Annotated in this window: 24 protein-coding genes and 1 riboswitch; of the genes, 11 read left to right on the top strand and 13 right to left on the bottom strand. The window is 67.4% G+C overall.

The features are described from left to right. Positions 1-95: 95 nt before the first annotated feature. The 7 genes from urtA (at position 96) to INR38_RS04510 (ending at position 6793) form a co-directional block, all read left to right on the top strand. Positions 96-1361, top strand: coding sequence for an urea ABC transporter substrate-binding protein (gene urtA, locus INR38_RS04480; RefSeq protein ID WP_012202159.1), 1266 nt, complete (start codon positions 96-98; stop codon positions 1359-1361). 110 nt (positions 1362-1471) lie between these two features. Beyond that, the gene (gene urtB, locus INR38_RS04485) at positions 1472-2386 is read left to right on the top strand and encodes an urea ABC transporter permease subunit UrtB (RefSeq protein WP_013800106.1); all 915 of its coding nucleotides are present in this window, start codon (positions 1472-1474) and stop codon (positions 2384-2386) included. Between the two features lie 71 nt (positions 2387-2457). After that, on the top strand, positions 2458-3648 hold the full coding sequence (gene urtC / locus INR38_RS04490; protein WP_180318525.1) for an urea ABC transporter permease subunit UrtC: 1191 nt from the start codon (positions 2458-2460) through the stop codon (positions 3646-3648). A gap of 19 nt (positions 3649-3667) precedes the next feature. Continuing rightward, positions 3668-4411 carry an urea ABC transporter ATP-binding protein UrtD gene (gene urtD, locus INR38_RS04495; protein ID WP_012202162.1) on the top strand — a complete coding sequence of 248 codons (744 nt, stop codon included), beginning with the start codon at positions 3668-3670 and terminating at the stop codon, positions 4409-4411. 20 nt (positions 4412-4431) lie between these two features. After that, on the top strand, positions 4432-5121 hold the full coding sequence (gene urtE / locus INR38_RS04500; protein ID WP_012202163.1) for an urea ABC transporter ATP-binding subunit UrtE: 690 nt from the start codon (positions 4432-4434) through the stop codon (positions 5119-5121). A gap of 36 nt (positions 5122-5157) precedes the next feature. After that, positions 5158-6387: a formamidase gene (gene fmdA / locus INR38_RS04505; protein WP_013800108.1), complete on the top strand. Its 1230-nt coding sequence runs from the start codon at positions 5158-5160 to the stop codon at positions 6385-6387. A 46-nt stretch (positions 6388-6433) separates the two neighbouring features. Next, positions 6434-6793, top strand: a complete 360-nt coding sequence (locus INR38_RS04510; protein ID WP_012202165.1) for a zinc ribbon domain-containing protein — start codon at positions 6434-6436, stop codon at positions 6791-6793. 71 nt (positions 6794-6864) lie between these two features. Here INR38_RS04510 and INR38_RS04515 read toward each other — a convergent pair whose 3' ends face one another. From INR38_RS04515 to INR38_RS04535, 5 genes are read right to left on the bottom strand one after another with little or no spacing between them, the layout of a single operon-like run. Next, complete coding sequence (locus tag INR38_RS04515; RefSeq protein WP_016448706.1) at positions 6865-7611, bottom strand: amino acid ABC transporter ATP-binding protein; 747 nt, start codon at positions 7609-7611, stop codon at positions 6865-6867. Continuing rightward, positions 7598-8251: an amino acid ABC transporter permease gene (locus INR38_RS04520; RefSeq protein ID WP_012202167.1), complete on the bottom strand. Its 654-nt coding sequence runs from the start codon at positions 8249-8251 to the stop codon at positions 7598-7600. The genes INR38_RS04515 and INR38_RS04520 overlap by 14 nt, the downstream gene beginning before the upstream one ends. Further along, on the bottom strand, positions 8248-8967 hold the full coding sequence (locus INR38_RS04525) for an amino acid ABC transporter permease (RefSeq protein ID WP_207442899.1): 720 nt from the start codon (positions 8965-8967) through the stop codon (positions 8248-8250). Before INR38_RS04525 ends, INR38_RS04520 begins: the two co-directional genes overlap by 4 nt. Positions 8968-8998: 31 nt before the next feature. Next, positions 8999-9805, bottom strand: coding sequence for a transporter substrate-binding domain-containing protein (locus INR38_RS04530; protein ID WP_063327764.1), 807 nt, complete (start codon positions 9803-9805; stop codon positions 8999-9001). After that, complete coding sequence (locus INR38_RS04535; protein ID WP_207442898.1) at positions 9802-10593, bottom strand: FadR/GntR family transcriptional regulator; 792 nt, start codon at positions 10591-10593, stop codon at positions 9802-9804. The genes INR38_RS04530 and INR38_RS04535 overlap by 4 nt, the downstream gene beginning before the upstream one ends. A gap of 277 nt (positions 10594-10870) precedes the next feature. Next, a riboswitch (S-adenosyl-L-homocysteine riboswitch) is annotated at positions 10871-10997 on the top strand. 54 nt (positions 10998-11051) lie between these two features. Here INR38_RS04535 and metH point away from each other — a divergent pair. Continuing rightward, a complete protein-coding gene (metH, locus tag INR38_RS04540; RefSeq protein ID WP_242698953.1) occupies positions 11052-13781 on the top strand; it encodes a methionine synthase in 2730 nt (909 codons plus the stop codon). Positions 13782-13883: 102 nt separating this feature from the next. Here metH and INR38_RS04545 read toward each other — a convergent pair whose 3' ends face one another. The 4 genes from INR38_RS04545 to INR38_RS04560 form a co-directional block, all read right to left on the bottom strand. Then, the gene (locus tag INR38_RS04545; protein ID WP_197945191.1) at positions 13884-15227 is read right to left on the bottom strand and encodes a glycerophosphodiester phosphodiesterase family protein; all 1344 of its coding nucleotides are present in this window, start codon (positions 15225-15227) and stop codon (positions 13884-13886) included. A gap of 171 nt (positions 15228-15398) precedes the next feature. Further along, positions 15399-16085 (bottom strand): GntR family transcriptional regulator, encoded by a 687-nt coding sequence (locus INR38_RS04550; protein ID WP_207442896.1) that lies wholly within the window; start codon positions 16083-16085, stop codon positions 15399-15401. Then, positions 16082-17425, bottom strand: coding sequence for a C4-dicarboxylate transporter DctA (locus INR38_RS04555; RefSeq protein WP_043823239.1), 1344 nt, complete (start codon positions 17423-17425; stop codon positions 16082-16084). The genes INR38_RS04550 and INR38_RS04555 overlap by 4 nt, the downstream gene beginning before the upstream one ends. Before the next feature lie 318 nt (positions 17426-17743). Next, positions 17744-19057, bottom strand: coding sequence for an MFS transporter (locus INR38_RS04560; protein ID WP_012202177.1), 1314 nt, complete (start codon positions 19055-19057; stop codon positions 17744-17746). A 164-nt stretch (positions 19058-19221) separates the two neighbouring features. On the opposite strand from INR38_RS04560, the gene argE reads away from it, so the two are divergent. Beyond that, entirely contained in the window at positions 19222-20385 is a 1164-nt protein-coding gene (gene argE / locus INR38_RS04565; RefSeq protein WP_013800116.1) for an acetylornithine deacetylase, read from the top strand. A 144-nt stretch (positions 20386-20529) separates the two neighbouring features. Here argE and INR38_RS04570 read toward each other — a convergent pair whose 3' ends face one another. From INR38_RS04570 to INR38_RS04580, 3 genes are all read right to left on the bottom strand, one after another. Continuing rightward, on the bottom strand, positions 20530-21561 hold the full coding sequence (locus INR38_RS04570) for a cyclase family protein (protein WP_016448695.1): 1032 nt from the start codon (positions 21559-21561) through the stop codon (positions 20530-20532). A gap of 92 nt (positions 21562-21653) precedes the next feature. Further along, on the bottom strand, positions 21654-22376 hold the full coding sequence (locus tag INR38_RS04575; RefSeq protein WP_013800118.1) for a DsbA family protein: 723 nt from the start codon (positions 22374-22376) through the stop codon (positions 21654-21656). A 94-nt stretch (positions 22377-22470) separates the two neighbouring features. After that, entirely contained in the window at positions 22471-23364 is an 894-nt protein-coding gene (locus INR38_RS04580; protein WP_065345457.1) for a LysR family transcriptional regulator, read from the bottom strand. Between the two features lie 138 nt (positions 23365-23502). Here INR38_RS04580 and INR38_RS04585 point away from each other — a divergent pair, with 138 nt between their 5' ends. Further along, on the top strand, positions 23503-23859 hold the full coding sequence (locus INR38_RS04585) for a zinc ribbon domain-containing protein YjdM (RefSeq protein WP_013800120.1): 357 nt from the start codon (positions 23503-23505) through the stop codon (positions 23857-23859). A 2-nt stretch (positions 23860-23861) separates the two neighbouring features. Further along, on the top strand, positions 23862-24884 hold the full coding sequence (locus INR38_RS04590; protein WP_207442895.1) for a hypothetical protein: 1023 nt from the start codon (positions 23862-23864) through the stop codon (positions 24882-24884). On the opposite strand, the gene INR38_RS04595 is transcribed toward INR38_RS04590, so the two are convergent. Then, on the bottom strand, positions 24881-25516 hold the full coding sequence (locus INR38_RS04595; RefSeq protein ID WP_198819746.1) for a pseudouridine synthase: 636 nt from the start codon (positions 25514-25516) through the stop codon (positions 24881-24883). The genes INR38_RS04590 and INR38_RS04595 overlap by 4 nt on opposite strands. Positions 25517-25518: the final 2 nt, after the last annotated feature.

Below are 25518 nucleotides of genomic sequence, written 5' to 3' on the forward strand. Positions count from 1 at the left end.
CTAATCTTGGACCCAGCGCGGAAACAAGCCGTAACCGCAACGCCAGTTTTCAGCCACTTGCAGATCACCCAACCGATCCTTACAGGAGAGTCACCATGAGCCACCCCTCCGACCCCCGCACACCTGGTTCCCCCGGCACGGAAATGGGCCGCCGCCGCGTCCTGCAGGCGCTTGGCGCCGCCTCGGTGGCCGGGCTGCCGGCTTGGTCCTTCGCCCAGCCCACGGCCCAGGTCAACACCACCAAGCTGGCCGTGACCGACACCGAGGTCGTCGTGGGCCAGCTGCACTCGGCCACGGGCACCATGGCGATCTCCGAGACCGGCTCCATCCAGGCCGAGCAACTGGCCATCGACCAGATCAACGCCATGGGCGGCATCCTGGGCCGCAAGATCCGCGTGATCAAGGAAGACGGCGCCTCCGACTGGCCCACCTTCGCCGAGAAGTCCAAGAAACTGCTCATCAACGACCGCTGCGCCGCCGTCTTCGGATGCTGGACCAGCGCCTCGCGCAAGGCCGTGCTGCCCGTGTTCGAGAAGGAAAACGGCCTGCTGTACTACCCCACCTTCTACGAAGGCCTGGAGCAGTCCAAGAACGTGATCTACACGGGCCAGGAAGCCACGCAGCAGATCCTGTACAGCCTGGACTGGGCCAAGGCCGAGAAAAAGGCCAAGACCTTCTTCCTGATCGGCTCGGACTACATCTGGCCGCGCACCTCCATGAAGATCGCGCGCAAGCACATCGAGAACTTCCAGAAGGGCAAGGTCGTCGGCGAGGAGTACTACCCGCTGGGCAGCACCAACTTCGGCTCGCTGGTCAACAAGATCAAGCTGCAAAAGCCGGACTGCATCTTCGTGGCCGTGGTGGGCGGCTCCAACGTGGCCTTCTACAAGGCGCTCAAGGCCGCAGGCATCACGGGTGACAAGCAATTGCTGGTCACGCTGTCGGTGACCGAGGACGAGATGACCGGCGTGGGCGGCGAGAACTTCACGGGCTTCTACTCCTCGATGAAGTACTTCCAGACGCTGGACAACGAGAACAACAAGAAGTTCGTGGCCGCCTTCAAGGCCAAGTACGGCCCCAATGCCGTCATCGGCGACGTCACCCAGGCCGGCTACCTGGGCCCCTGGCTGTGGAAGGCCGCCGTGGAAAAGGCCAAGAGCTTCGACGTGGACAAGGTGGTGGCCGCATCGCCGGGGCTGGAACTCAAGACCGCGCCCGAAGGCTACGTGAAGGTGGATGCCAACCACCACCTGTGGAGCAAGTCGCGCATTGCCGTGGGGCAGCCGGACGGCACGTTCAAGGTGGTCTCGGAATCTCCGGAATTGATCAAACCCGATCCCTTCCCCAAGGGTTACCAGTAAGTCCTGATCCGTTCAGGCAGGTGATGCGTGGCGGCCTGCGGCCTGGTGGGCGGGCCGCCGCGTGAACCGTTTCCCCCTCTCCCGATTGGCTTGCGCGCAGGAGCAGCACCATGAGTTTTTCCGACATGATGAACATCGGCCTGATGCAGGGCTTCGCGGGGCTGAGCCTGTTCGCCGTGCTGCTGCTGATGGGCCTGGGCCTGGCCATCATCTTTGGCCAGATGGGCGTGATCAACATGGCGCATGGCGAGTTCATGACCATTGGCGCCTACACCATCTACCTGGGCTCCACGCTCACGGCGCAGCACGCGCCCGAGTTCATGCCCTACTACTTCCCGCTGGCCATCGTGGCCGCCTTCCTGTTCGCCTTCGCGGCCGGCTGGCTGGTGGAGTGGGGGCTGATCCGCCACCTCTACAAGCGCCCGCTGGACACGCTGCTGGCCACCTGGGGCGTGAGCCTGGCGCTGCAGCAGTGCTTTCGCACCTTCATCGGCCCCAAGGAAGTCAGCCCCACCCTGCCTGACTGGCTGATGGGCTCGTGGGCGCCGGCCGAGGGGCTGGACATTCCCATCAACGGCCTGTTCGTGCTGGCGCTGACCGCGGTGGTCACGGCCGGCGTGCTGATCGCGCTGCACAAGAGCCGCTGGGGCCTGCGCGTGCGTGCCACGGTCAGCAACCGCGTGATGGCCAACGCCATCGGCATCGACACCAAGAAGACCGACCGCCTGACCTTTGCCATCGGCTGCGGCATCGCAGGCGTGGCGGGCGCGGCCTTCACCACCATCGGCTCCACCGGCCCCACCTCGGGCTCGCTGTACATCGTGGACGCCTTCCTGGTGGTCACCTTCGGCGGCGCGGCCAGCCTGCTGGGCACCGTGGTCTCGGCCTTCGGCATTGCGCAGACGCAGTCCATCACCGAGTTCTTCCTCGCGGGCTCCATGGCCAAGGTGATCACGCTGTCGCTGATCGTCTTCATCCTGATGCTGCGTCCCCAGGGCCTGTTCGCTTCCAAGGTGCGGCGCTGATCCCCGCGCCGGCCCTGTCCACGAATTCCCCGCGTTCCCCCGATTTCCCCTGAGTTCACCGGAGTCATTCCATGCAAGCCCTCAAAGCCTGGATACAGCGCTACCAGCTCGCCAGCCTGGTGCTGCTCACCGTCCTGCTGGCGGTGGTGCTGCCCCTGGCGCTGGACATCTTCCGCCTCAACCTGGTCGGCAAGTACCTGACCTATGCCTTCGTCGCCATCGGCCTGGTCATGGTCTGGGGCTATGGCGGCGTGCTCAGCCTGGGCCAGGGCGTGTTCTTCGGCCTGGGCGGCTACGCCATGGCCATGTTCCTGAAGCTGGAGGCGTCCGACCCCATCAGCACCAAGATCCAGTCCACGCCCGGCATCCCCGACTTCATGGACTGGAACCAGCTGACCGAGCTGCCCTCGTTCTGGCTGCCCTTCAAGAGCCTGCCGTTCTCGCTGGCCGCCGTCATCGCCGTGCCCACGCTGCTGGCCTGGCTCATCAGCTTCGCCATGTTCAAGCGCCGCGTGGGCGGGGTGTACTTCGCCATCATCACGCAGGCCGTGGCGCTGATCGTCACCGTGCTCATCATCGGCCAGCAGGGCTACACGGGCGGCGTCAACGGCATGACCGACCTCAAGACCCTGTGGGGCTGGGACACGCGCACGGACAGCGCCAAGTACATCCTCTACTACGTCTGCGTGGCCCTGCTGATCGGCGCCATCGTGCTGTGCCGCTGGATTCAGACCGGCAAGGTGGGCACCCTGCTGCTGGCCATGCGCGACAAGGAAGACCGCGTGCGCTTTTCCGGCTACGACGTGGCCAACTTCAAGGTCTTCGTGTTCTGCCTGGCCGCTGCGCTGTCGGGCATAGGCGGCGCCATGTTCACGCTGCAGGTGGGCTTCATGTCGCCCAGCTTCGTGGGCATCGTGCCCTCCATCGAAATGGTGATCTACGCCGCCGTGGGCGGGCGTATGAGCCTGGTGGGCGCCGTGTACGGCACGCTGCTGGTCAACGCGGGCAAGACCTATTTCTCGGAGAGCTTCCCGGACCTGTGGCTGTTCCTCATGGCCGGCCTGTTCATCGGCGTGACCATGGCCTTCCCGATGGGGCTGGCCGGCCTGTGGGAAAGCCGCATCGTTCCCTGGTGGAACAGCCGCCGCAAGGGCACGGCACCTGGCGCAGCGCAGGGAGCCCAGGCAGCACCTGCCCCGGCTCCGGCCGCCACCAAGCCCACGTCCGCCCTGTCCGAAGGCATGGGCCGCCAGGGCGCCTGAACCACAGCGGGAGCACACCATGAGCAATACCGACTTCACGCTGGCCGTGGAAGACCTGACGGTCTCCTTCGACGGCTTCAAGGCCATCGACGCGCTGAACCTGTACATCGACAAGAACGAGCTGCGCGTCATCATCGGTCCCAACGGCGCGGGCAAGACCACGCTGCTGGACCTGATCTGCGGCAAGACCCGCGCCACGGCCGGCAGCATCAAGTTCAAGAACGAGGAACTCACGCGCATGGCCGAGCACAAGCGCGTGCGCCTGGGGATCGGGCGCAAGTTCCAGACACCGTCCATCTACGAGAACCTGTCGGTCTTCCAGAACCTGGAGGTCTCCTACCCGCAAGGCCGCTCGGTCTTCGGTGCGCTGGCCTTCAAGTGCACGGAGGCGGTGCGCGATCGCGTGCAGGCCGTGGCCGCCGACATCGGCCTGGACGAGCGCCTGGACACCGAGGCCGGCCTGCTCAGCCACGGCCAGAAGCAGTGGCTGGAGATCGGCATGCTGCTCATGCAGGAGCCCGAGCTGCTGATGCTGGACGAGCCCATCGCCGGCATGAGCGCCCGCGAGCGCGAGCTGACGGCCGAGCTGCTGCAGCGCATCTGCAAGAACCGCTCCGTCATCGTCATCGAGCACGACATGGAGTTCGTGGCGCGCATCGCGCACAAGGTCACCGTCATGCACCAGGGAAAGATCCTCGCCGAGGGTCCCATGGACAAGGTGCAGGCCGACCCCAAGGTCATCGACGTCTACCTCGGCCACTGAGGCACGCACAAGGAATTCACATGCTGCAAGTCAAGGATCTGTACGTGGCCTATGGCCAGAGCGAGGCGCTGCACGGCATCAGCTTCGAGGGCCGCGAGAACGAAACCGTGGCCATCATGGGCCGCAACGGCATGGGCAAGACCACGCTGTTCAAAAGCCTGATGGGCGTCATGCCCGCCAAGAGCGGCCAGATCACCGTGGCCGGCCAGGACGTCACGAAGGACGAGAGCTTCCGGCGCGTGGCCAAGGGCATTGCCTACGTGCCCCAGGGCCGCATGATCTTCCCCACGCTGACCGTGGAAGAGAACATACAGACGGGCCTGGAGAACGCGAAGACGCGCCAGGTGCCCGACGACATTTACGCCCTGTTCCCCGTGCTCTGGGACATGCGCCGGCGCAAGGGCGGCAACCTTTCGGGCGGGCAGCAGCAGCAGCTGGCCATTGCGCGCGCCCTGGTCACCGACCCCAAGGTGCTGCTGCTGGACGAGCCCACCGAGGGCATACAGCCTTCCATCATCAAGGACATCGCCAAGGCGCTCAACGAGATCCGCAAGCTGCGCCGCATCACCATCGTGGTCAGCGAGCAGGTGCTTTCCTTCGCCATGGATGTGGCCGACCGGCTGTTCGTCATCGAGGGCGGCCGCCTGGTCCATGAGACGGCCCGTGCTGATACGGATGAACAGCGCATCAAGTCCTACCTCTCCGTCTGATCCGTTTTTTCCCACTGCCATCGCAAGGAGCACACCATGGCCGAAACCCTGATCAAGGTCGATCTCAACCAGTCCCCCTACGACAACCCGCAGGTGCACAACCGCTGGCATCCCGACATCCCCATGGCGGTCTGGGTGGAGCCGGGCGCGGAGTTCAAGCTGGAGACCTATGACTGGACCGGCGGCGCCATCAAGAACGACGACAGCGCCGAAGACGTGCGCGACGTGGACCTGTCCACCGTCCACTTCCTGTCCGGCCCCGTGGGCGTGAAGGGCGCGCAGCCCGGCGACCTGCTGGTGGTGGACCTGCTGGACATCGGCGCGCGCGACGACAGCCTCTGGGGCTTCAACGGCTTTTTCTCCAAGCAAAACGGCGGCGGCTTCCTGGACGAGCATTTCCCGCTGGCCCAGAAGTCCATCTGGGACTTCCACGGCATGTTCACCAAGAGCCGCCACATTCCCGGCGTCAACTTCGCAGGCCTCATCCACCCGGGGCTGATCGGCTGCCTGCCCGACCCCAAGATGCTGGCCAGCTGGAATGAGCGCGAGACCGGCCTCATCGCCACCGACCCCGACCGCATTCCCGGCCTGGCCAACCCGCCCAACGCCACCACCGCCCACATGGGCCAGATGCAGGGCGAGGCGCGCGACAAGGCCGCCGCCGAAGGCGCACGCACCGTGCCGCCGCGCGAGCACGGCGGCAACTGCGACATCAAGGACCTCTCGCGCGGCTCGCGCGTGTTCTTCCCCGTCTACGTGGACGGCGCGGGCCTGAGCGTGGGCGACCTGCACTTCAGCCAGGGCGATGGCGAGATCACCTTCTGCGGCGCCATCGAGATGGCCGGCTGGGTGCACATGAAGGTCTCGCTGATCAAGGGCGGCATGGCCAAGTACGGCATCAAGAACCCCATCTTCAAGCCCAGCCCCATGACGCCCAACTACAAGGACTACCTGATCTTCGAAGGCATCTCGGTGGACGAAAAGGGCAAGCAGCACTACCTGGACGTGACCGTGGCCTACCGCCAGGCCTGCCTGAACGCCATCGAGTACCTGAAGAAATTCGGCTACAGCGGCGCCCAGGCCTACTCGCTGCTGGGCACGGCGCCCGTGCAGGGCCACATCAGCGGCGTGGTGGACGTGCCCAATGCCTGCGCTACGCTGTGGCTGCCCACGGAGATCTTCGACTTCGACATCAATCCCACGGCCGAGGGTCCACAGAAGATCATCACGGGCGGGGTGGATCTGCCCATCGCCCAGGACAAGTAAGCCCGGCATACGACACCCGCTATCCACCATCCGCCAGAGGCCGCCCATGCCCACCTATGACTACCACTGCACCGCATGCGGCGGCTTCGACGCGCTGCGCAGCCTCTCGCAGCGCAACGAGCCCGCGCCCTGCCCCAGCTGCGAGGCGGCCTCGCCCCGCGTCTTCGTCAGCGCCCCGCGCCTGGCCTGCACCAGCCCCGAGCAGCGCCGCGCCCACGACACCAACGAGCGCGCCCGGCACGAGCCCAGGCGCTCACGCGATGTGGCCGAGGGCAGCTACGCGCGCATGCGCCACCCTTCGGGCTGCGGCTGCTGCAGCGGCGCCAGCAAGCGCGGCTCCACGGTCACGGCGCCCAACGGCGCCAAGACCTTCCCGACCAAGCGGCCCTGGATGATCAGCCACTGACCGCGGCCCCTGCGCCGCACCCATGAAAAAAGGCCCGCGACGCGGGCCTTTGTCCTGCCTGGCCGTACCGCTCAGTGCACCGCGCCGATGAAGCCGGCCAGCTCCGGCGTCTGCGGGCTGGCGAACAGCTGCTTGGCCGGGCCGCTTTCGTGGATCAGGCCCTGGTGCATGAACACCAGCTGGTCGCCCACGTCGCGGGCAAAGCGCATCTCGTGCGTGACCATGATCAGCGTCATGCCCTCGGCGGCGAGCTGCTTGACCACGGCCAGCACCTCGTTGACCAGCTCCGGGTCCAGGGCCGAGGTGATCTCGTCGCACAGCAGCACCTTGGGCTGCATGGCCAGCGCGCGTGCAATCGCCACGCGCTGCTGCTGGCCGCCGCTGAGCTGGTCGGGGTAGCTGTCGTACTTGTCGCCCAGGCCGACCTTGGCCAGCATCTGGCGCGCCAGCGCCGCCGCCTCGGGCTTTTTCACGCCCTTGACCACGGTGGGCGACAGGGCCACGTTCTCGCCCGCCGTCAGGTGGGGGAACAGGTTGAACTGCTGGAACACCATGCCCACGTTCAGGCGCAGCGCGCGCAGCTGGGCGGGCGAGGGCGCGCTGCCCTCCGAGCCCTTGAGCACGGCGTCGTCCACCACGATCTGGCCGGACTGGATGGCCTCCAGCCCGTTGATGGAGCGCAGCAGCGTGCTCTTGCCCGAGCCGCTGCGGCCGATGATGGCGACCACCTGGCCGCTGTCCACGCTCAGGTCCACGCCCTTGAGCACATGGTTGTTGCCGTAATGCTTGTGAACGGCGCGCACATCAACGAGCGGCATAGAGTTTCTTCTCCAGATGGGATGCGTAGAGGGACAGGGGCCAGCACAGCAGGAAGTAGCCTGCGGCGACCAGGCCGTAGATGAGGAAGGGCTGGAAGGTGGCGTTGGCCAGCATGGAGCCGAGCTTGGTCAGCTCGCTGAAGCCGATGATCGAGGCCACGGCCGTGCCCTTGATGATCTGCACCGAGAAGCCGACCGTGGGCGCTATCGACAGGCGCAGCGCCTGCGGCAGCACCACATGGCGCATCTGCTGCAGGTAGCCCATGGCCAGGCTGGAGGAGGCTTCCCACTGGCCGCTGGGGATGGACTCCACGCAGCCGCGCCAGACCTCGGCCAGGTAGGCGCTGGTGTACAGCGTCAGGCCGATGGCGGCCGCCGTCCAGGGCGAGATGTCCAGGCCGGCCATGGACGAGCCGAAGAACACGATGAACATCTGCATCAGCAGCGGCGTGTTCTGGAAGGCCTGGATATAGGCCTTGGCCAGGCGGCGCAGGTTCTGGCTGCGGCCCACGCGGGCGAACAGCACCAGCAATCCGGTGGCGCCGCCCAGCACGAAGGCCAGCAGCGACAGCGCCAGCGTGGCCAGCAGGCCCTCGGCCAGCTTGGCCAGGATGGGCAGCAGGGGAATGTCGGCAATCATGCGGCGTCTCCGGCAGTGGTTGCAGGTGCAGCGCGCCGGGCTGCACGCGGCGTGCGGCGGCCCACCACGAAGCGCTGGCCTATCCAGGCCAGCAACTGCCGCAGCGCCAGGGCCAGCACGAAGTACGCCGCCGTCACCACCAGGTAGGTCTCGAACGCGCGGAAGTTGCGCGACTGGATGAAGTTGGCGGCAAACGTCAGGTCCTGGGCGGCGATCTGCGAGACCACCGAGGTGCCCAGCATCACGATCACGATCTGGCTGCTCAGCGAGGGCCAGACCCGCTGCAGCGCAGGGCGCAGCACCACATGGCGGAAGACCGCCCAGCGGCCCATGCCCAGCGCGCCAGCGGCTTCCAGCTGGCCGCGCGGCGTCTCCTGGATGCCGGCGCGCACGATCTCGGTGATGTAGGCGCCCAGGTTGATCACCGTGGTCAGCAGGCAGGCCTGCCATTCATTGATCTGCACGCCCAGCGAAGGCAGGCCGAAGAACACGAACATCAGCTGCACCAGGAAGGGCGTGTTGCGTATGCCCTCCACGTACACCTTGAACAGCCAGTGCAGCGGCGCAATGCGCCAGGCGCGGCTGACGCCGCCGGCCACGCCGATGGCGCCGCCCAGCACGGCGCCCGCCGCCGTCAGCGCCAGCGTGAAGCCTGCGCCCTGTGCCAGCAGGCCGCTGTAGTCGAACACGGCACCGAAGTCGAATTGATAGGCCATGGAAGGATTTCCGGGAGCAGGGGCGCAGCGGTTACAGGGTGGCAGGCAGCGGCATCTTCATCCAGCGCTGGGACAGGCTGGTCAGGCGGCCGTCGGCCTTGAGCTTGGTGATGATGGCGTCCACCTTCTGCAGCAGCGCCGGCTCGCCCTTGGCCACGCCGATGTAGCAGGGCGTGTCCTCGACCGCGAACTTCACGTCCAGCTGGCGCAGCCTGGTGCGCTCGTTGACGGCGTTGGCCACGATGTTGCCCAGCGTCACCAGCTGCACCTGGCCCGTCAGATAGCTTTGCGCGGTGGCGTTGTTGTCCTCGTAGCGCTTGATGGTGGCCGAGGCCGGCGCCACCTGCGTGAGGGCCAGGTCCTCGGTGGAGCCGCGCGTCACGCCTACGGTTTTGCCGGCCAGGTCGGCAGGGGCCTTGATGCTCACGTCCTTGGGGCCGTAGACGCTCTTGGGGAAGGGCGCATAGGCCTGGGTGAAGTCGATCACCTTGGCGCGCTCGGCGTTCTTGCCCAGGCTGGAGATGACGATGTCGGCCTTGCCCGTGGTCAGGAAGGGGATGCGGTTGGTGCTGGTCACGGGCACCAGCTCCACCTTCACGCCCAGCTCCTGGGCCACCAGGGCGGCCATGTCGATGTCATAGCCCTGCAGCTTCAGGTCGGTGCCCAGCGAGCCGAAGGGCGGGAAGTCCTGCGGAATCGCCACGCGCAGCACGCCGGCCTTCTGGATGTTGGCCAGCATGTCGGCATGGGCTGCGCCGCCCAGGCCGGCAGCGGCCAGGGTGGCGGCCGCCAGGGCGGTGCGGATGAATGCGCGGCGGGGTGTCAGGGGGGAAGTCATGCGAAAGCTCCTTCGGAAGGTGGGGTGAGGCGAAAGGAAAGCGGGTCAGGGTCGGGCGCAGATGTATCGGGCGCTGTTGCGTCGGGCGCCGTCGCGTCGTCCGGTGTGTCGAGATCGATGCCGCTGCGCCTTGCGGCCGACAGCAGGTGGGCGCGCATGGCGCCCGCGGCACCCGGCGCATCGCCCGCGCAGACGGCCTGCACGATGGCGTCGTGCTCGCGCACGGGCTGGTCGTCGGCGCCGCTCCAGGCAAACGGCAGGCGCAGGCTGTGGCTGATGGCCAGCTCCAGTTGGCGCGCCATGGCCACCAGGCCCGGGTTGCCCGACAGCTGGGCCAGCAGCAGGTGGAATTGCAGATCGGCGTCGGCGGCGGCCAGCAGGTCGCTGCGGTCCAGGGCGTGGGCCAGCTGGGACTGGGTCCATTGCAGCTGGCGCAGGCCGCTGTCGTCGGCGCGCACGGCCGCCAGCGCGGCCCAGCCCGGCTCCAGCACCAGGCGCAGCTCGATCAGCTGGCGCGGCGACAGCGTGCCCAGCGCCGGGGTGGCATAGGCGCGGTGCATGCGTGCACGGCCGCTGTGCGGGCCGTTGATGCGCACGCCCTTGCCCGGCTGGATCTCGACCAGGCCCAGGGCCTCCAGCATGGACAGCGCCTCGCGCAGCGAAGCGCGGCTGATGCCCAGCTGCCGGGCCAGCTCGCGCTGCGGCGGCAGCTGGCTGCCGCCGGGATAGTGGCCGCTCAGGATGTGCTGCTGCAGCGTCTGGGCCATCGAGATCGGAATGCTTTGCATGGGCTGGCGCGGGTGGAGGGTTTTGGCCTGACTGGTCAGACCACGTACCCAGCAGATAGCGAATTGCGTGCCAGATGCAAAAAAAGGAGCGTTGTCCTCAGGCACTGCAAAGAATCCGGGGCGATGGGGTATCGACAATCCGCCCCGAAGGCGGCGCCGGCGGCCCGCGCTGCCGCGCTTTGGTGCAGTGCCGCATGGCTTTGTGCAGGCCTGCCCCGAATGCGGGCGTAAAACCCGCACTGCAGGCCGCCGCCAGCCGCCGTAGAATCCCGGGCTTTGGCCCGAGGAGCGTTGCAGCGCGGCACCCGCCCATCCGTACACCGGATCGCGGGCCGCGTCAGGCTTGGGCCAGGTGCAGGTTCCCGGCCGGACCGCGCCCACGGTGCCAACGACGCTCACCTGTTGCCATGCCGTTTTTGCAGGTGAGCTTGATGTCGTCCTCTTTCACTCCCCCTCCCATGCGTCTGTCGGGCCTGGAGCCTGTCTCCATCGGCGAGGGCACGCTGTTCGTCAACGTGGGCGAGCGCACCAACGTCACGGGCTCCAAGGCCTTTGCGCGCATGATCCTCAACGAGCAGTACGAGGAAGCGCTGTCCGTGGCACGCCAGCAGGTGGAAAACGGCGCCCAGGTGATCGACGTGAACATGGACGAGGCCATGCTCGACAGCAAGGCCGCCATGGTGCGCTTCCTGAACCTCATCGCCTCCGAGCCCGACATCGCCAAGGTGCCGGTCATGGTGGACAGCTCCAAGTGGGAAGTCATCGAGGCCGGCCTGCGTTGCCTGCAGGGCAAAGGCATCGTCAACTCCATCTCCATGAAGGAAGGCCTGGATGAATTCAAGCGCCAGGCCCGGCTGATCAGGCGCTACGGCGCGGCCGCCGTGGTCATGGCCTTCGACGAGAAGGGCCAGGCCGACACCTACCAGCGCAAGATCGAGATCTGCGAGCGCGCCTACCGCATCCTGGTGGACGAGGTGGGCTTCCCGCCCGAGGACATCGTCTTCGACCCCAACATCTTCGCCGTGGCCACCGGCATCGAGGAACACGACAACTACGCCGTGGACTTCATCGAGGCCGTGCGCTGGATCAAGCGCAACCTGCCCGGCGCCAAGGTCTCGGGCGGTGTCTCCAACGTGAGCTTCAGCTTCCGCGGCAACGACCCCGTGCGCGAGGCCATCCACACCGTCTTCCTGTACCACGCCATCTCGGCGGGCATGGACATGGGCATCGTCAACGCCGGCATGGTCGGCGTCTATGACGACCTGGAGCCCCAGCTGCGCGAGCGCGTGGAAGACGTGGTGCTCAACCGCCGCCCTGACGCTGCCGAACGCCTGCTGGAGATTGCCGACGCGGCCAAGGGCGCCGCCAAGGACGACAGCAAGAAGCTCGAATGGCGCGGCACGCCCGAGAACCCGAAGACCGTGGGCGAGCGCCTGTCGCACGCCCTGGTGCACGGCATCACCGACTTCATCGTCGTCGACACCGAAGAGGCCTACCAGCAGATCGTGGTGCAGGGCGGCGGCCGCCCGCTGCACGTGATCGAAGGCCCGCTCATGGACGGCATGAACATCGTGGGCGACCTGTTCGGCGCCGGCAAGATGTTCCTGCCCCAGGTGGTCAAGTCGGCGCGCGTGATGAAGCAGGCCGTGGCCCACCTCGTGCCCTACATCGAAGAGGAAAAGCGCCAGCAGGAAGCGGCGGGCCTGGACGTGTCCAGCAAGGGCAAGATCGTCATCGCCACCGTCAAGGGCGACGTGCACGACATCGGCAAGAACATCGTCACCGTGGTCCTGCAGTGCAACAACTTCGAGGTCATCAACATGGGCGTGATGGTGCCCTGCCATGAGATCCTGGCCCGGGCCAAGGCCGAGGGCGCGGACATCATCGGCCTGTCGGGCCTGATCACGCCCAGCCTCGAAGAGATGCAATACGTCGCCGGCGAGATGCACAAGGACGACTACTTCCGCATCAAGAAGATTCCGCTGCTGATCGGCGGCGCCACCTGCTCGCGCGTGCACACCGCCGTCAAGATCGCGCCCAAGTACGAAGGCCCCGTGGTCTACGTGCCCGATGCCTCGCGCAGCGTCAGCGTGGCCCAGAGCCTGCTGGGCGAGAACAAGGGCAACTACCTGGCCGAGATCCAGGCCGACTACGACAAGGTCCGCACCCAGCACGCCAACAAGAAGAAGACACCGCTGTGGCCTCTGGCAAAGGCCCGCGCCAACGCCACGCCCGTGGACTTTTCCCAGGCCCCCGTGGCGCCGCGCGCCCTGGGCCGGCGCGTGTTCCGCAACTTCGACCTGGCCGAGATCGCCGAATATATCGACTGGGGCCCGTTCTTCCAGACCTGGGACCTGGCCGGCCCCTATCCGGCCATCCTCGACGACGAGATCGTCGGCGTCGAGGCGCGCAAGGTGTTGGCCGACGGCCAGGCCATGCTCAAGAAAATCATCGAAGGCCGCTGGCTGCAGGCCAACGGCGCCATCGGCCTGTTCCCTGCCAACCGCGTGGGCGATGACATCGAGTTCTACGCCGACGAGTCCCGCAGCCAGGTGCTGATGACCTGGTACGGCATGCGCCAGCAGACCGAAAAGCAGATGGTGGAAGGCCCGGATGGCCAGCCCGTGATGCGCCCCAGCCGCTGCCTGTCCGACTTCGTGGCCACCAAGGAATCGGGCATCCAGGACTATGCGGGCCTGTTCGCCGTCACGGCCGGCATCGGCGCCGAGAAGAAGGACAAGGAGTTCCAGGACGCGCTGGACGACTACTCCGGCATCATGTTCAAGGCCCTGGCCGACCGCCTGGCCGAGGCCTTCGCCGAATGCCTGCACCAGCGCGTGCGCAAGGACCTGTGGGGCTATGCGCCCGACGAGGACCTCAGCAACGAAGCGCTGATCAAGGAACAGTACAAGGGCGTGCGCCCCGCGCCCGGCTACCCGGCCTGCCCCGACCACAGCGCCAAGACCGACCTGTTCGCCGTGCTCAAGGCCGACGAGATCGGCATGACCCTGACCGAAAGCCTGGCCATGAACCCGGCCTCCAGCGTCAGCGGCTTCTACATCGGCCACCCCGACTCCGTCTACTTCAATGTCGGCGAGATCGGCGAGGACCAGCTCGCCGACATGGCCGCGCGCCGGGGCATGGACATCGAGGAACTGCGCCGGTTGCTGGCGCCGAATCTGGGGTGAGAACGTTTGTCCGCGCGGACTGGTGCCGCGCGTTGCAAGAAAAAAGCCAGGGCATGCCCTGGCTTTTTTATGGACGCCGCCGCAGCGGCATTCAGCGCTCGATCAGAGCCCGATTTCCTTGTTGTACGCCTTGCGCGCCGCCACGGCCGTGTCCGTGAAGTCGGTGAACACGCCGTCGATGCCCAGGCGGTAGTAGGTCAGGTATTCCTGCACGGGGTCGCCCTTGTACAGGCCGGCCAGGCGGCCTGGCTCGTTGCGGAAGGTGAAGCTGTGCACGATCAGGCCGGCCTTGTGGGCGTCGCGGATCAGGCCCGTGTCCTTGACGGTGTTCACGTCCTTGAGGCCGGCGCCGTCCTTGTAGGGCACGACGGAGTGGGCCAGGACCTGGGGCTTCCAGGGGCCGATGCCGTCTGCATAGGTCTTGATGTCGGCCAGGCCTGCGGGCGTGAGCATGGCGGCGAAGGTGCGGGCGTCGCCGGCCAGGGTCCAGCTGTAGGGGCGGCCGCTGATGAAGGTCCACTCATCGTTGGTGATGTAGACCATGGAGCCGTCGCGCAGGCTGAAGTCGTTGCCGTCGATCAGCTGCACGCCCTTGGCCTTCATGCCGGCCTGGCGCAGGTACTTGAGGCTGGCCGGGTCGAAGCTCTGGATGTAGATGGCCGAGTCCTTGGCGTTGAGCTTGTTCTGGTCCAGCAGCTTGATCACCGCGTCTTCAAACGGGCGCGAGCCGGGCGCGCCGCAGCCGTTGGCGATCGCCTGCTGGTTGTTCCAGTAGGGGTTCTTGGTCTCGGCGTAGACGGGGATGGTGCGGCCCAGGGCCTTGCCCTTGGCGGCGGCGATGTCCAGCACGTCCTGGGCGCTGATCAGGGGCAGCTTGCCGTTCCACTCGGTGGGGCGCTCGCTGCGGTTGTCCAGGATGGTGCCGGTCAGCCAGGTGCGCAGCTCCTGCAGCGTGAAGTCGCTGATGGACCAGTCGTTGCGGTGGTCCTCGCCATCGACCACCAGGGCCTTGAGCACGGACTTGGGATCGTTGGCATCGAGCTGGTCGCTCAGGTATTGCGAGGGGCCGTTGGCAGGCACGGCGGGGTACTTCACGTTGACCAGCACGCCGGCCGCAGTGCGCTGGCGGCGTGCCACTTCGGCATTGGTCTTGGCCACGTCGGCCACGTTGGTGCTGTCGCTGAGCCAGGCGTTGTGGCGGGCGACCAGCTGGCAGTCCTTCGTCATGTGCATGTCGAGTTCGAGCATGTCCGCGCCTGCATCGGCGGCGGCCTCGTAGGCCATGCGCGTCTGCTCCGGGAACTTGCCCGAGAAGCCGCGGTGGGCGATCACCTGGGGCTGCTTTCCGTCGAGCGTGAGGTAGAACGAGCCGCCGTCACCGCCGCAGGCCGTGAGGACTGCAGCCGCGCACAGGGACGCGAGCAGGGGAGTGCGGGAAAAGGACATAGGACGTTGGGTCATATCCGAAGCAGTGGTGGGTTGATGAACGGCGCGCAATGCGCCAACTCAGCAGCGTATGCAGTCAGCCGTGTCGGCACCATGACAGTGCGTCCCGTAGGACCCAGATTGGCGTTTTAGCGACGGTCGGTGGAAATTTGCCGACCCTCCGACACAGGGTTATCCCCCGAACAGGGGCGCCAGCGTGGCGCGCAGGCGGTCGCTGGCGTCGGGCGCCTCGCTCGGGCGGATCTCCAGCGAGCGTTCCACCGTGCCGATGTGCTCCAGCAGCAGGGCCTTGGCGCCCTCGGTGTCGCCGCGCTCCAGCGCCTCGACGATGCGCTCGTGCTCGGCGCAGGACTGGCTGGCGCTGTGCGTGGACTGGAACAATGTGGCCGCCAGCGTGGTGCGGGCCGTGAGGTCGCGCAGGGTGAGCGCCAGCAGGCGGTGGCCCATCTGCTCGGCCAGGCAGACGTGGAAGTCGGCCAGCAGGAAGGCGCGCGTGGCCGCGTCGGCGCCGGCAATGGCTTCCTGCTCCTGGGCGATGTGGCGGCGCAGCTGGCCGATCACGCTTTGCATCGGGCGGCCGGCCTCGCCCAGGATGCCGGTCTCGATGATGCGGCGCGCCGCGAAGGCGTCCTGCGCCTCCTCGGCCGAGGGCTGGACCACGTACCAGCCGCGCCGGGGCTGCACCTGCACGAAGCCGCGCGCCTGCAGTTGCATCAGCGCCTCGCGCACCATGGTGCGGCTGACCGCGAAGTTATCGGCCAGCTCCTGCTCCCCCAGCCGTTCGCCGGGCGCCAGTTTCTGGGCCAGGATGGCTTCGACGACGCGCTCGGCGATGTGCTGGGGGCTTACAGGTGTCATTGCGTTGCAGGGTGGGCAGGGGTCACGGTTGCGGGGACGGCGGCGGCGCCGGAGGGCTCGGCGTCGGGCCCCTGATTGTCGGCCAGGCCGTTGAGCACGGCATGGGCGCGCTCGCGGTCGATGTCACCTTCCCAGGCCGCGATGGCCACGGTGGCCACGCAGTTGCCGATCAGGTTGCCCAGCGCGCGGGCAATGCCCATGAACCAGTCCACCGACAGCACCAGCACCAGGCCGATGGCGGGGATGGCCGGAATCGCATGCAGCGTGGCCGCCAGCACCACGATGGCCGAGCCCGGCACGCCGTGGGCGCCCTTGGAGGTCACCAGCGCAATCGCCAGGATGGTCAGCAGGTCGGCCATGCCGATGGGCGTGTTCGTGGCCTGGGCGATGAACACGGCCGCCAGCGTGATGTAGATGGAGAAGGCGTCCAGGTTGAACGAGTAGCCCGTGGGAATCACCAGGCCCACGGTGGAGTCGCGCACGCCCATGTTGCGCAGCTTGGCCATGATCTGGGGCAGCACGCTGTCCGAGGAGGTGGTGGCGAAGACCACCATCAGCTCCTCGCGCAGGTAGCGCAGCAGCTTGATCAGGCTGAAGCCCGAAAAGCGCATCACCAGCCCCAGCACCACGAAGACGAAGAAGATCACCGCCACGTAGAACAGAAGCACCAGCATGCCCAGCTGCTTGAGCGAGCCTATGCCGTACTGGCCCACGGTGAACGAGATCGCACCCAGCACGCCCAGCGGGGCCAGCTTGATGAGGATGCCCATGATCTTGAACAGCACGTTCGACAGCGTGTCGATCAGCGCATGCACGGGCGCGCCGCGCTCGCCCAGCATGGTCAGCGCGCAGCCGAACAGCACGGCGAACAGCAGCACCTGCAGCACGTCGCCCGTGGCAAAGGCCTGCACCACGGTGGTGGGGATGAGCTTCATCAGGAAGTCCACCGTGCCGCCGCTGGTCAGCTTGTCGGCGTTGCTGGCGTAGGCGCTCATGGCCGAGGCGTCGAGCTTGCTCGGGTCCACGTTCATGCCCGCGCCGGGCTGGAACACGAAGGCCAGCACCAGGCCCAGCACCAGGGCGATGGTGGTCAGCACCTCGAAGTAGATCAGCGACTTGACGCCGACCCGGCCCACGCGCTTGAGGTCGCCTGCGCCCGCGATGCCGTGCACCACCACGCAGAACACCAGCACGGGAATGATCATCTTGATGAGCTTGATGAAACCATCGCCCAGGGGCTTGAGCTTCACGGCCCATTCAGGGGCCAATATTCCGGCGAGCACACCCAGGATGAGTGCGATCACCACCTGTCCGAACAGTGATCTGGCAAAGCGGCGCATAGTCGTCTTTCGCAAGTTGTGGAATCTTGTATGCAAGTGGATTTACAACTTGCATGCAAGAATGTAGACAAGCGAAACGCGTGCCAGCAGAGGGTAATCCCTGCAGATTTGCGGCACTCCAGAGAGCATCAGCCCTGACTTTTTCTGCATGAAATCCGCCGATGCGGGCGGGCCTCCCCGCCGTGGTGCAGGGCGGGTGGCCGTCATGCCCGCGCATGGTGCGCAGGCGGGTGCGCGTGCGGGGCGCAGGCCCCGTGGCGGGGCATGCGGGGCATGCGCGGCATGCGCGGGCGCGGTGCCTTGCGCACCGCGCCGGGATCAGCGCAGGTTGCGCTCCATCGCGCGGTCCTTGATGAAGAAGGCCGCGAACAGGCCCAGCGTCACGCCGAACATCACATAGAAGGCCGGCGCCATGGGCGAGCCCGTGGAGCGGATCAGCCAGGTCACGATGAACTGCGCGAAGCCGCCGAAGATCATCACCGCCACGTTGTAGGCCATGGACATGCCGGCCGAACGCACCTGGGGCGGGAACAGCTCGGCCATCACCGTGCTGAACACGCCGAAGAACACGGCCACGAACACGCAGACCACCAGCTGGGTGATCAGCAGCTTCTGCACCGTGGGGCCGTCCGTCAGCCAGGCATACAGCGGGTAGAGCACCACCAGGTAGCCGATCAGCGAGCCGATGGTCAGCATGCGGCGGCCCACGCGGTCCGACAGGGCGCCGAAGAACGGCATGATCACCACCATCAGCGCGGCGCCGGCCATCTGCACCATGAAGGCATCGCGCATGGGCAGCTTCAGCGTCACCGTGGCATAGGTCACCAGATAGGTGAAGGTGATGTAGATGGACACCGTGGCCGTGACCACCAGGCCCATGCCCACCAGCGTCTCGCGCGCATGCGTGCGCAGCATCTCCATGATGCCGATCTGGCGCGCCTTGCCGCTGGCCTGCGCGGCCTGCATTTCCTTGAAGACCTCGGGCTCCTCCACATGGCGGCGGATGTACAGCGCCACGGGAACGATCAGCAGGCCCACGGCGAAGGGCACGCGCCAGGCCCAGGCCATCAGTTCCTCCTCGGTGAAGATCTCGGTGATCAGCGTGCCCGTGGCCGCGCCGATCAGCAGGGCCAGCATCTGGCCGGCCATCTGCCAGGAGCCATAGAAGCCGCGCTTGCCGGGCGGTGCCAGCTCGATCAGCAGTGCCGTGGACGTGCCGAACTCGCCGCCGGCCGCAAAGCCCTGCAGCAGCCGCGCCAGCACGATGAACAGCGGCGCCAGGATGCCCACCGCCGCATACGTGGGCGCCAGCGTGATCAGCGCGATCGCCACGGCCATCAGGCCCGTCACCATCACCATGGCCGCCTTGCGGCCCTTGCGGTCCCCGTACAGGCCCAGCAGGATGCCGCCCACGGGCCGCATGAAAAATCCCACGCCGAACACGGCCGTGGTCATCAGGATGCGGTTGATGTTGTCGTCCGGATTGTCGGGATTGCTGGGAAAGAACAGCTTGGCGACGATGGGTGTCATGAAGGCGAACACCAGGAAGTCATACCACTCCAGCGCGTTGCCGATGACGGCAGCCACGATGTTGCGGGTCGAGACGGTTTGCTTGGTCAAAGCAGGGTCCATTTCCGAAAAGGGATTGAAAAGACGGCAGTCACGCCCGGGGCATGGGTCGGCGTGCCTGCCCGGGCCGCAACCCGGGCGTACACTGCTTCGCCATATGCAATGCCTATGCCATGGCCTGCGTCGTCCACGAAGGGCGGCGCAGGCCATGGCGCAGATGGAACCACATGACTACCTGGAAAAACACCCGCGACTGGCTGGAAACACTGGTCGCATTCGACACCACCAGCCGCAACTCCAACCTGGCGCTGATCGAGTGTGTACGCGATGAGTTGGCCACGCTGGGCGTGAGTGCCCGATTGTTCCACTCTCCGGACGGCGCCAAGGCCAATCTCTTCGCCACTTTGCCGGCCCACAACGGCGAAACGCAGGGTGGCATCGTGCTGTCCGGCCATACCGACGTGGTCCCCGTCGATGGCCAGCAGTGGAGCACCAACCCCTTTGCGCTCACCGAAAAGGGCGGGCGCCTGTATGGTCGCGGCAGCTGCGACATGAAAGGCTTCATCGCCGCCTCGCTGGCGCTGGTGCCCGAATTCCTGGCCACGCAGCGCGCCAGGCCCGTGCACCTGGCCTTCTCGTACGACGAGGAAATCGGCTGCGCTGGCGCGCCCGTGATGATCAACCAGCTCAAGGCCGAGGGCGCGCGCTTCGACGGCTGCGTGGTCGGCGAGCCCACCAGCATGCAGGTCGTGGTGGCGCACAAGGGCATCAACCTCTACCGCTGCCGCGTGCACGGCAAGGCCGCGCATTCGTCGCTCACGCCGCGCGGCAGCAATGCCATCGAGTACGCGGCGCGGCTGATCTGTCGCATCCGGGACATCGCCGACCACTTCAAGGCGCACGGCCCCTACGACGAATTCTTCGACGTGCCCTTCACCACCATGACCACCAACCAGATCCAGGGTGGCATCGCGGTCAACACCATCCCCGAGCTGTGCGAATTCGCCTATGAATTCCGCAACCTGCCCGGCATGTCGGTGGATGGCATCCAGGCCCAGGTCGAGTCCTATGTGCGCGACGAACTGCTGCCGCGCATGCGCGCCGAATTCGCCGACGCGCGCATCGAGATCGAGACCGGCGCCAGCGCGCCCGCGCTGGAAGCCTCGGAAGAAGCCGCCATCACCCAGCTGGTGCGCGCGCTGACCGCCGACCAGGAAAAGCGCAAGGTGGCCTACGGCACCGAGGCCGGCCTGTTCCACAACGCCGGCATTCCCACCGTGGTCTGTGGCCCCGGCTCCATCGAGCAGGCGCACAAGCCCGACGAGTTCGTCGAGCTGGCCCAGCTCGACGCCTGCGAGCGCTTCCTCAGCAAAATGGGCACGAGTCTGTGATCACCCCCTGAGTCGCTTCGCGCCTTCCCCCTCTCTTCGGAGGGGGACGACACCCTTGCTGCGGGGCGGCCCTTGCTCGGTGTCCCTCGCCTTGGGGGCGCGGGAGTTTCGAGGTCAAGCTCAAGAAATCTCGTCTTGCCCCGCTCAGCGCACCGGAATGGCGATGGGCCGCAGCGGCGCGGCGTCGCCGCCGCGGATCTTGAGCGGGCCGCCGATGAAGGCGAACTCGTAGACCTTGTCGCGCGACAGATCGTCCAGCGCCACCAGCTCCATGATGGGCACGCCCTTTTGCGCCAGCAGGTAGCTGTGCAGCGGTACGTAGTCGTCGTCCACCTCGGACGGGAACGTCTCCAGGCTCAGGTTGTCGGCGCCCACGATCATGGCGCCGCCTTCCTCCACCAGAAAGCGTGCGGCATCCAGGCCCAGGCCCGGCGGCTTGGCCATGTAGGCCTGGGGCTGGCCGTACAGCTTCATGCGGCCCGTGCGCACCAGCACGATGTCGCCCTCCTGCAGCGTCACCTTCTGGCGTGCCAGCGCATCCTTGAGGTCCTGGCGCGTGATGCGGTACTGGTCGGGCAGCATCTCCAGGCCCTTGGCGGCCGCCACGTCGATCAGCACGCCGCGCGCCACCAGCGGCGGGAATTTCTCTATGCCCGTGCGCTGCCAGCCCCGGTCGCCCAGGTGCTGGTCTGCGCTGAAGCCGTTCCAGATCCTGCCGCGGATGCCGAAGTGGTTGAGCGCATCGATGTGCGTGCCCGTGTGGCTGTACATGGAAAACGCCGTGCCCGTGTAGCTGCGCGTGGCGTTCATGTCCTTGCCCACGTTCATCGGGTCGTCCACCACGGTGCCGCGCGGCGTGTGCGTCATCCAGAACTGGTAGTGCGGATCGCCCGCGTCCTGCCAGCTGGGCATGCCTACGTAGTACTCGGTGGCCAGGTCATAGACCTGCCCGCCCGTGATGCGCTGCAGGATGGCCGCGCGCGAGGCCGGCGTGATCAGGTTCAGGCGGCCGATCTCGTCGGCCGGCCCCCAGGGGCTGGTGCCCACGTCCTGGCGTGCGCCGGCCGGGGGCTCGTGGCCGCCATGGGCCTGGGCCGCGGTGCCCGCGAAGGCGGCGGCCAGGGCGATCACGAGAGAGGGCAGCGCCATGCGGCGAGCGAAGCGTTGGAGAGTCATGCAAGAGTCCTTGGTCTGCTGAAAAAGGGCGCGCATGCCGCGCGCGAGGGAAGGCGGAAAAACGCCGATGAAAAAAGCAAAGACGGGGGCGCTTAGGCCGCCAGGAAGTGCAGCCGTTCGCGCAGCGCAGCCAGCGACTGGGTCTGCAGCGGCGGCAGGCGCGGCGCGATCAGCGTGGGAATGGAGCGCAGGCCCATGCGCTGCGCCAGCGCGCGGTCCTGGCGCACCTGCTCCAGCGCCTGGGCGCCTTCCATGCAGCCCGCGAAGGCATTGCGCTCGAAGCCCGTGCGCGTGGCGATGTCCAGCAGCACTTCGGCGTCGCCGATGTTGCGGTGCTCGCTCATGTGGGCATGCTGGATGGCGTCGAACAGATCCCAGTGCGCGTCATCGCCGCCCAGGATCTGGGCCGCCTGGCAGGCCAGTGCGCCGGCCATGCCGCTGGGGTATTCGAAGGCCTCGCGGCGCATGCCCTCGATGTCGATGCGGTCCTCGTCGTCATGCTCCGCGCAGGCCTGCCAGTGCTCCAGGATGACCTGCTTGGCGCGCTCCATGGAGCCGAAGGCCGCCACCATCTCGGCGCGCGAGGCCTGCAGCACGAAGCTGCGGTGGCGCACGCGCAGGCCCAGCTCGCGCGCCACCTGGCGCAGGCGTGGCGACATCACGTAGCACCAGCCGCAGACCACGTCATGGAAGAAGTCGATGGCGGGGGCGACGGCGGGCGCCGCAGCAGGCGCCGCCTGCAGGGCCTGCTGCGGCGAGGGGGCCGCCGCATCCTGCGCGGGCAGGGCGCAGGAAAAATCATTGCATTGCGTCATGCTTGTGTCCTTCATGGCTGTGATGGACGGCAAGCGTAGGTCGCAGGCCCGGCGCGAAAAAGGGGCGTGCGCTTGAGGAACTCTTAACGCGGCGTCAACAATCCTCGCCCATGGCGGCAGGCAGCTCCTCGGCCAGAAAGTCCACGAAGGCGCGCACCTTGGGCAGCAGGTGGCGCTGCGTGGGATAGACCGCGTAGACATGGCGGGCCTGCGCGGCCTGGTCCGCAAGGTCCAGTGCGACCAGTTGGCCTGCCGCAATCGCCGGCCGCGCCAGGAACGAGGGCAGGGCGCCAATGCCCAGGCCCGCCACCAGCAGGTCGCGCAGCATCAGGCTGTTGTTGACGTTGGCACGCGCCTCGGACGGCGCCTGGGGACTCTCGCCCGCTTCGCGGGGCGCATGCGCCAGGCTGTAGTTCAGCAGCGCATGGCCGCGCAGCGCGGCGGCACTGGCCGGGCGGCCATGCGCCTGCAGATAGGAAGGGGCCGCGCACAGCATCTGCGACAGCGAGGCCAGGCGCCGCGCGATCAGCGAGGAGTCCGCCAGCTCCGCGCTCAGGCGGATGGACACATCGAAGCCCTGGCCCACCGCATCCACCAGCCGGTCTTCCATGGACAGGTCGATCTGCAGCTGCGGATGGCGCTGCATGAAGCGCGCCAGCAGCGGCGACAGCGTGCTCAGCGCAAACGACAGCGGCGCATTCACGCGCAGCCGGCCGGCCACCTGCTGCGCCTGCGCGCGCACCGACTGCTCCAGCGCATCGAATTCATCGAGCAGCCTGCAGCACTCTGCGTAGTAGGCCTGGCCCGTGTCGGTCAGGCTCATGCGGCGCGTGGTGCGCTGCAGCAGCACGGCGCCCAGATGGGCTTCGAGCGCGCGCAGCTGCTTGCTCAGCGCGGCCGAGGACAGGTCCAGCGCGTCGGCCGCCTTGGCGATGGAGCCCAGTTCTACGATGCGCCGGAAGGCGCGCAAGGGGGTCAGCGTATCCATGGGGAAAAAGCAAAGAATGGCGCGCAGCGTAGCAGGCCGCTCGGGTTTGCCGGGGCATGCCTGCGGGGGCAGGGGCGACAATCGCCAGGTACGGCGCGCCCGCCGCGCCTCTTTGTCTTCACCGAATCTGTCCATCCCATGCCCCAGACCACTCCCGCCTGCCCCCAGTGCGGCCTTGAAAACACCTATCCCGACGCCACCAGCTACATCTGCCCCGACTGCGCCTTCGAATGGCCCATGCAGGCCGAAGAAGAGTCCGGCGAAGCCGCCGCTGGCGACGGCATCGTGCGCGACGCCAACGGCAATGCGCTGGCCGACGGCGATGCCGTGATCCTGGTCAAGGACCTCAAGGTCAAGGGCTCGTCCACCGTGCTCAAGAAGGGCAGCAAGATCAAGGGCATCCGCCTGGTCGATGGCGCCGACGGCCACAACGTGGACTGCAAGACCGAACTGGGCTCCATGCTGCTCAAGTCGGAGTTCCTCAAGAAGGCCTGAGCATGCTGGCGCTGTCGCTTGCGGTATCGGCGGTCCTCGGGCTGCTGGCGCTGTGGGTGTTTGCGCCCTTGTTCATTGCGCTGACCGCTGGCGCGGTGGTGGCCCTCATGCTGCTTGCGGTGGCGGGGCGCATAGGCCACACAGAGCGCACCGCGCGCACCCTGCCCGTGGCGGGCTGGTGGGCCGTTGCGCTGTGCGCCGGCGCGGCCTGCGTGGCCATGCTGGTGCTGCTGCCCGACCGGCTCGATGGCGCGCCCTTCCTCGCCTTCGGCATGGGCCTGCTGGCGGCCACCTGCGCCGGGGCGCTGGTCTGGTTGACGGGCTGGCTGATCGCCGGGCGGCAGCCTGTGCAGGTGTCCTGGTGGACCGGATCGGCTCTGGCCGGCCTGGGCGCCTTCCTCGCCCTGCTGCTGGGCGGCCCCGACACGGCGGGCTGGATGGCCTGGCGCGACCAGCTGCGCGGCTACGAGGCCGTGCCGCTGCGCATCACGCTGGCCGAAGCGCCCACGGCGCAGCGCGAGCAGGCCCTGGCCGAACTGCTGCAGCCCTTGCTGGAGCAGGGCAGCCGTGCCGTCCGCCATCGCCAGTCCACGCGCTTCGGCAACTCGGTAGAGCATGCCGTGGTGCCCGCCCGCTGGCGCATCGAGGGCAGGCTGCTGGAGATCATGCTGGCCGAGAAGCCACCCGCGCCCCTGCTCAGCGCCCATGTCGCTTTGCTGGAGCAGTTCGCCGCCAGCGGCCCCGCCCAGGCGGGCCAGGCACCGTCCTGGCTGATGCTGGCCAGCGCCCAATGCCTGCCGCCGCCACGCCTGCGCGAGCTGTCGCGCCTGCTGGGCCAGGGCAGCGAGCTGCTAGCCCGCGCGCGGCGCTGCACGCAGCAGCGCTCGGCGCAATTGCAGCGCCTGTGGCCGCTGCTGGCCGGCAGTGTGGAGCGGGTGGAAGTGGGCGAGGCGCGGCGCTTTCATCCGTGGCTCGGCCTGCAGCGCTGGCAGGCTGTGGCACTTCCCGACAATCCGGAGCCTTAGGCGGGCTCCACGTCCTTCCACTGGCCGGGCTCCAGGCCGTCCAGCGTGTAGGGCCCGATGGCCGCGCGCACCAGCCGCAGCGTGGGGTGGCCAATGGCCGCCGTCATGCGGCGAACCTGGCGGTTGCGGCCTTCGCGGATGACCAGTTCGATCCAGCAATCGGGAATGTTCTGGCGCACGCGGATGGGCGGGTCGCGCTGCCACAGCACGGGCGGCGGCTCCAGCCGGCGCGCCTGCGCGGGCAGCGTCATGCCGTCGTTGAGCTGCACGCCCTGGCGCAGGGCCTGCAGCGCGGCCTCGTCGGGCAGGCCCTCGACCTGTACCCAGTAGGTCTTCTCCATCTTGAAGCGCGGATCGGCGATGCGCGCCTGCAGCGGGCCGTCATTGGTCAGCAGCAGCAGTCCTTCGCTGTCGGCGTCGAGCCGGCCTGCCGCATGCACGCCCGGCACGTCGATGTATTCCTTGAGGCCACGCCAGCGGCCCTCGGGCGTGAACTGGCTGAGTACGCCGTAGGGCTTGTTGAAGCACAGCAGGCGTGAGGGGCCGGTGTCGGGCCGGTCGGCGAAGGCGGTCTGCGGGCGCCGGGATGGGCCCGCAAAGGAGCGCGAAGGAGGGCGTTTTCTGGGTTGCATGG

This window comes from Delftia sp. SD018 (assembly GCF_017355445.1).
GTDB lineage: Bacteria > Pseudomonadota > Gammaproteobacteria > Burkholderiales > Burkholderiaceae_C > Comamonas > Comamonas acidovorans.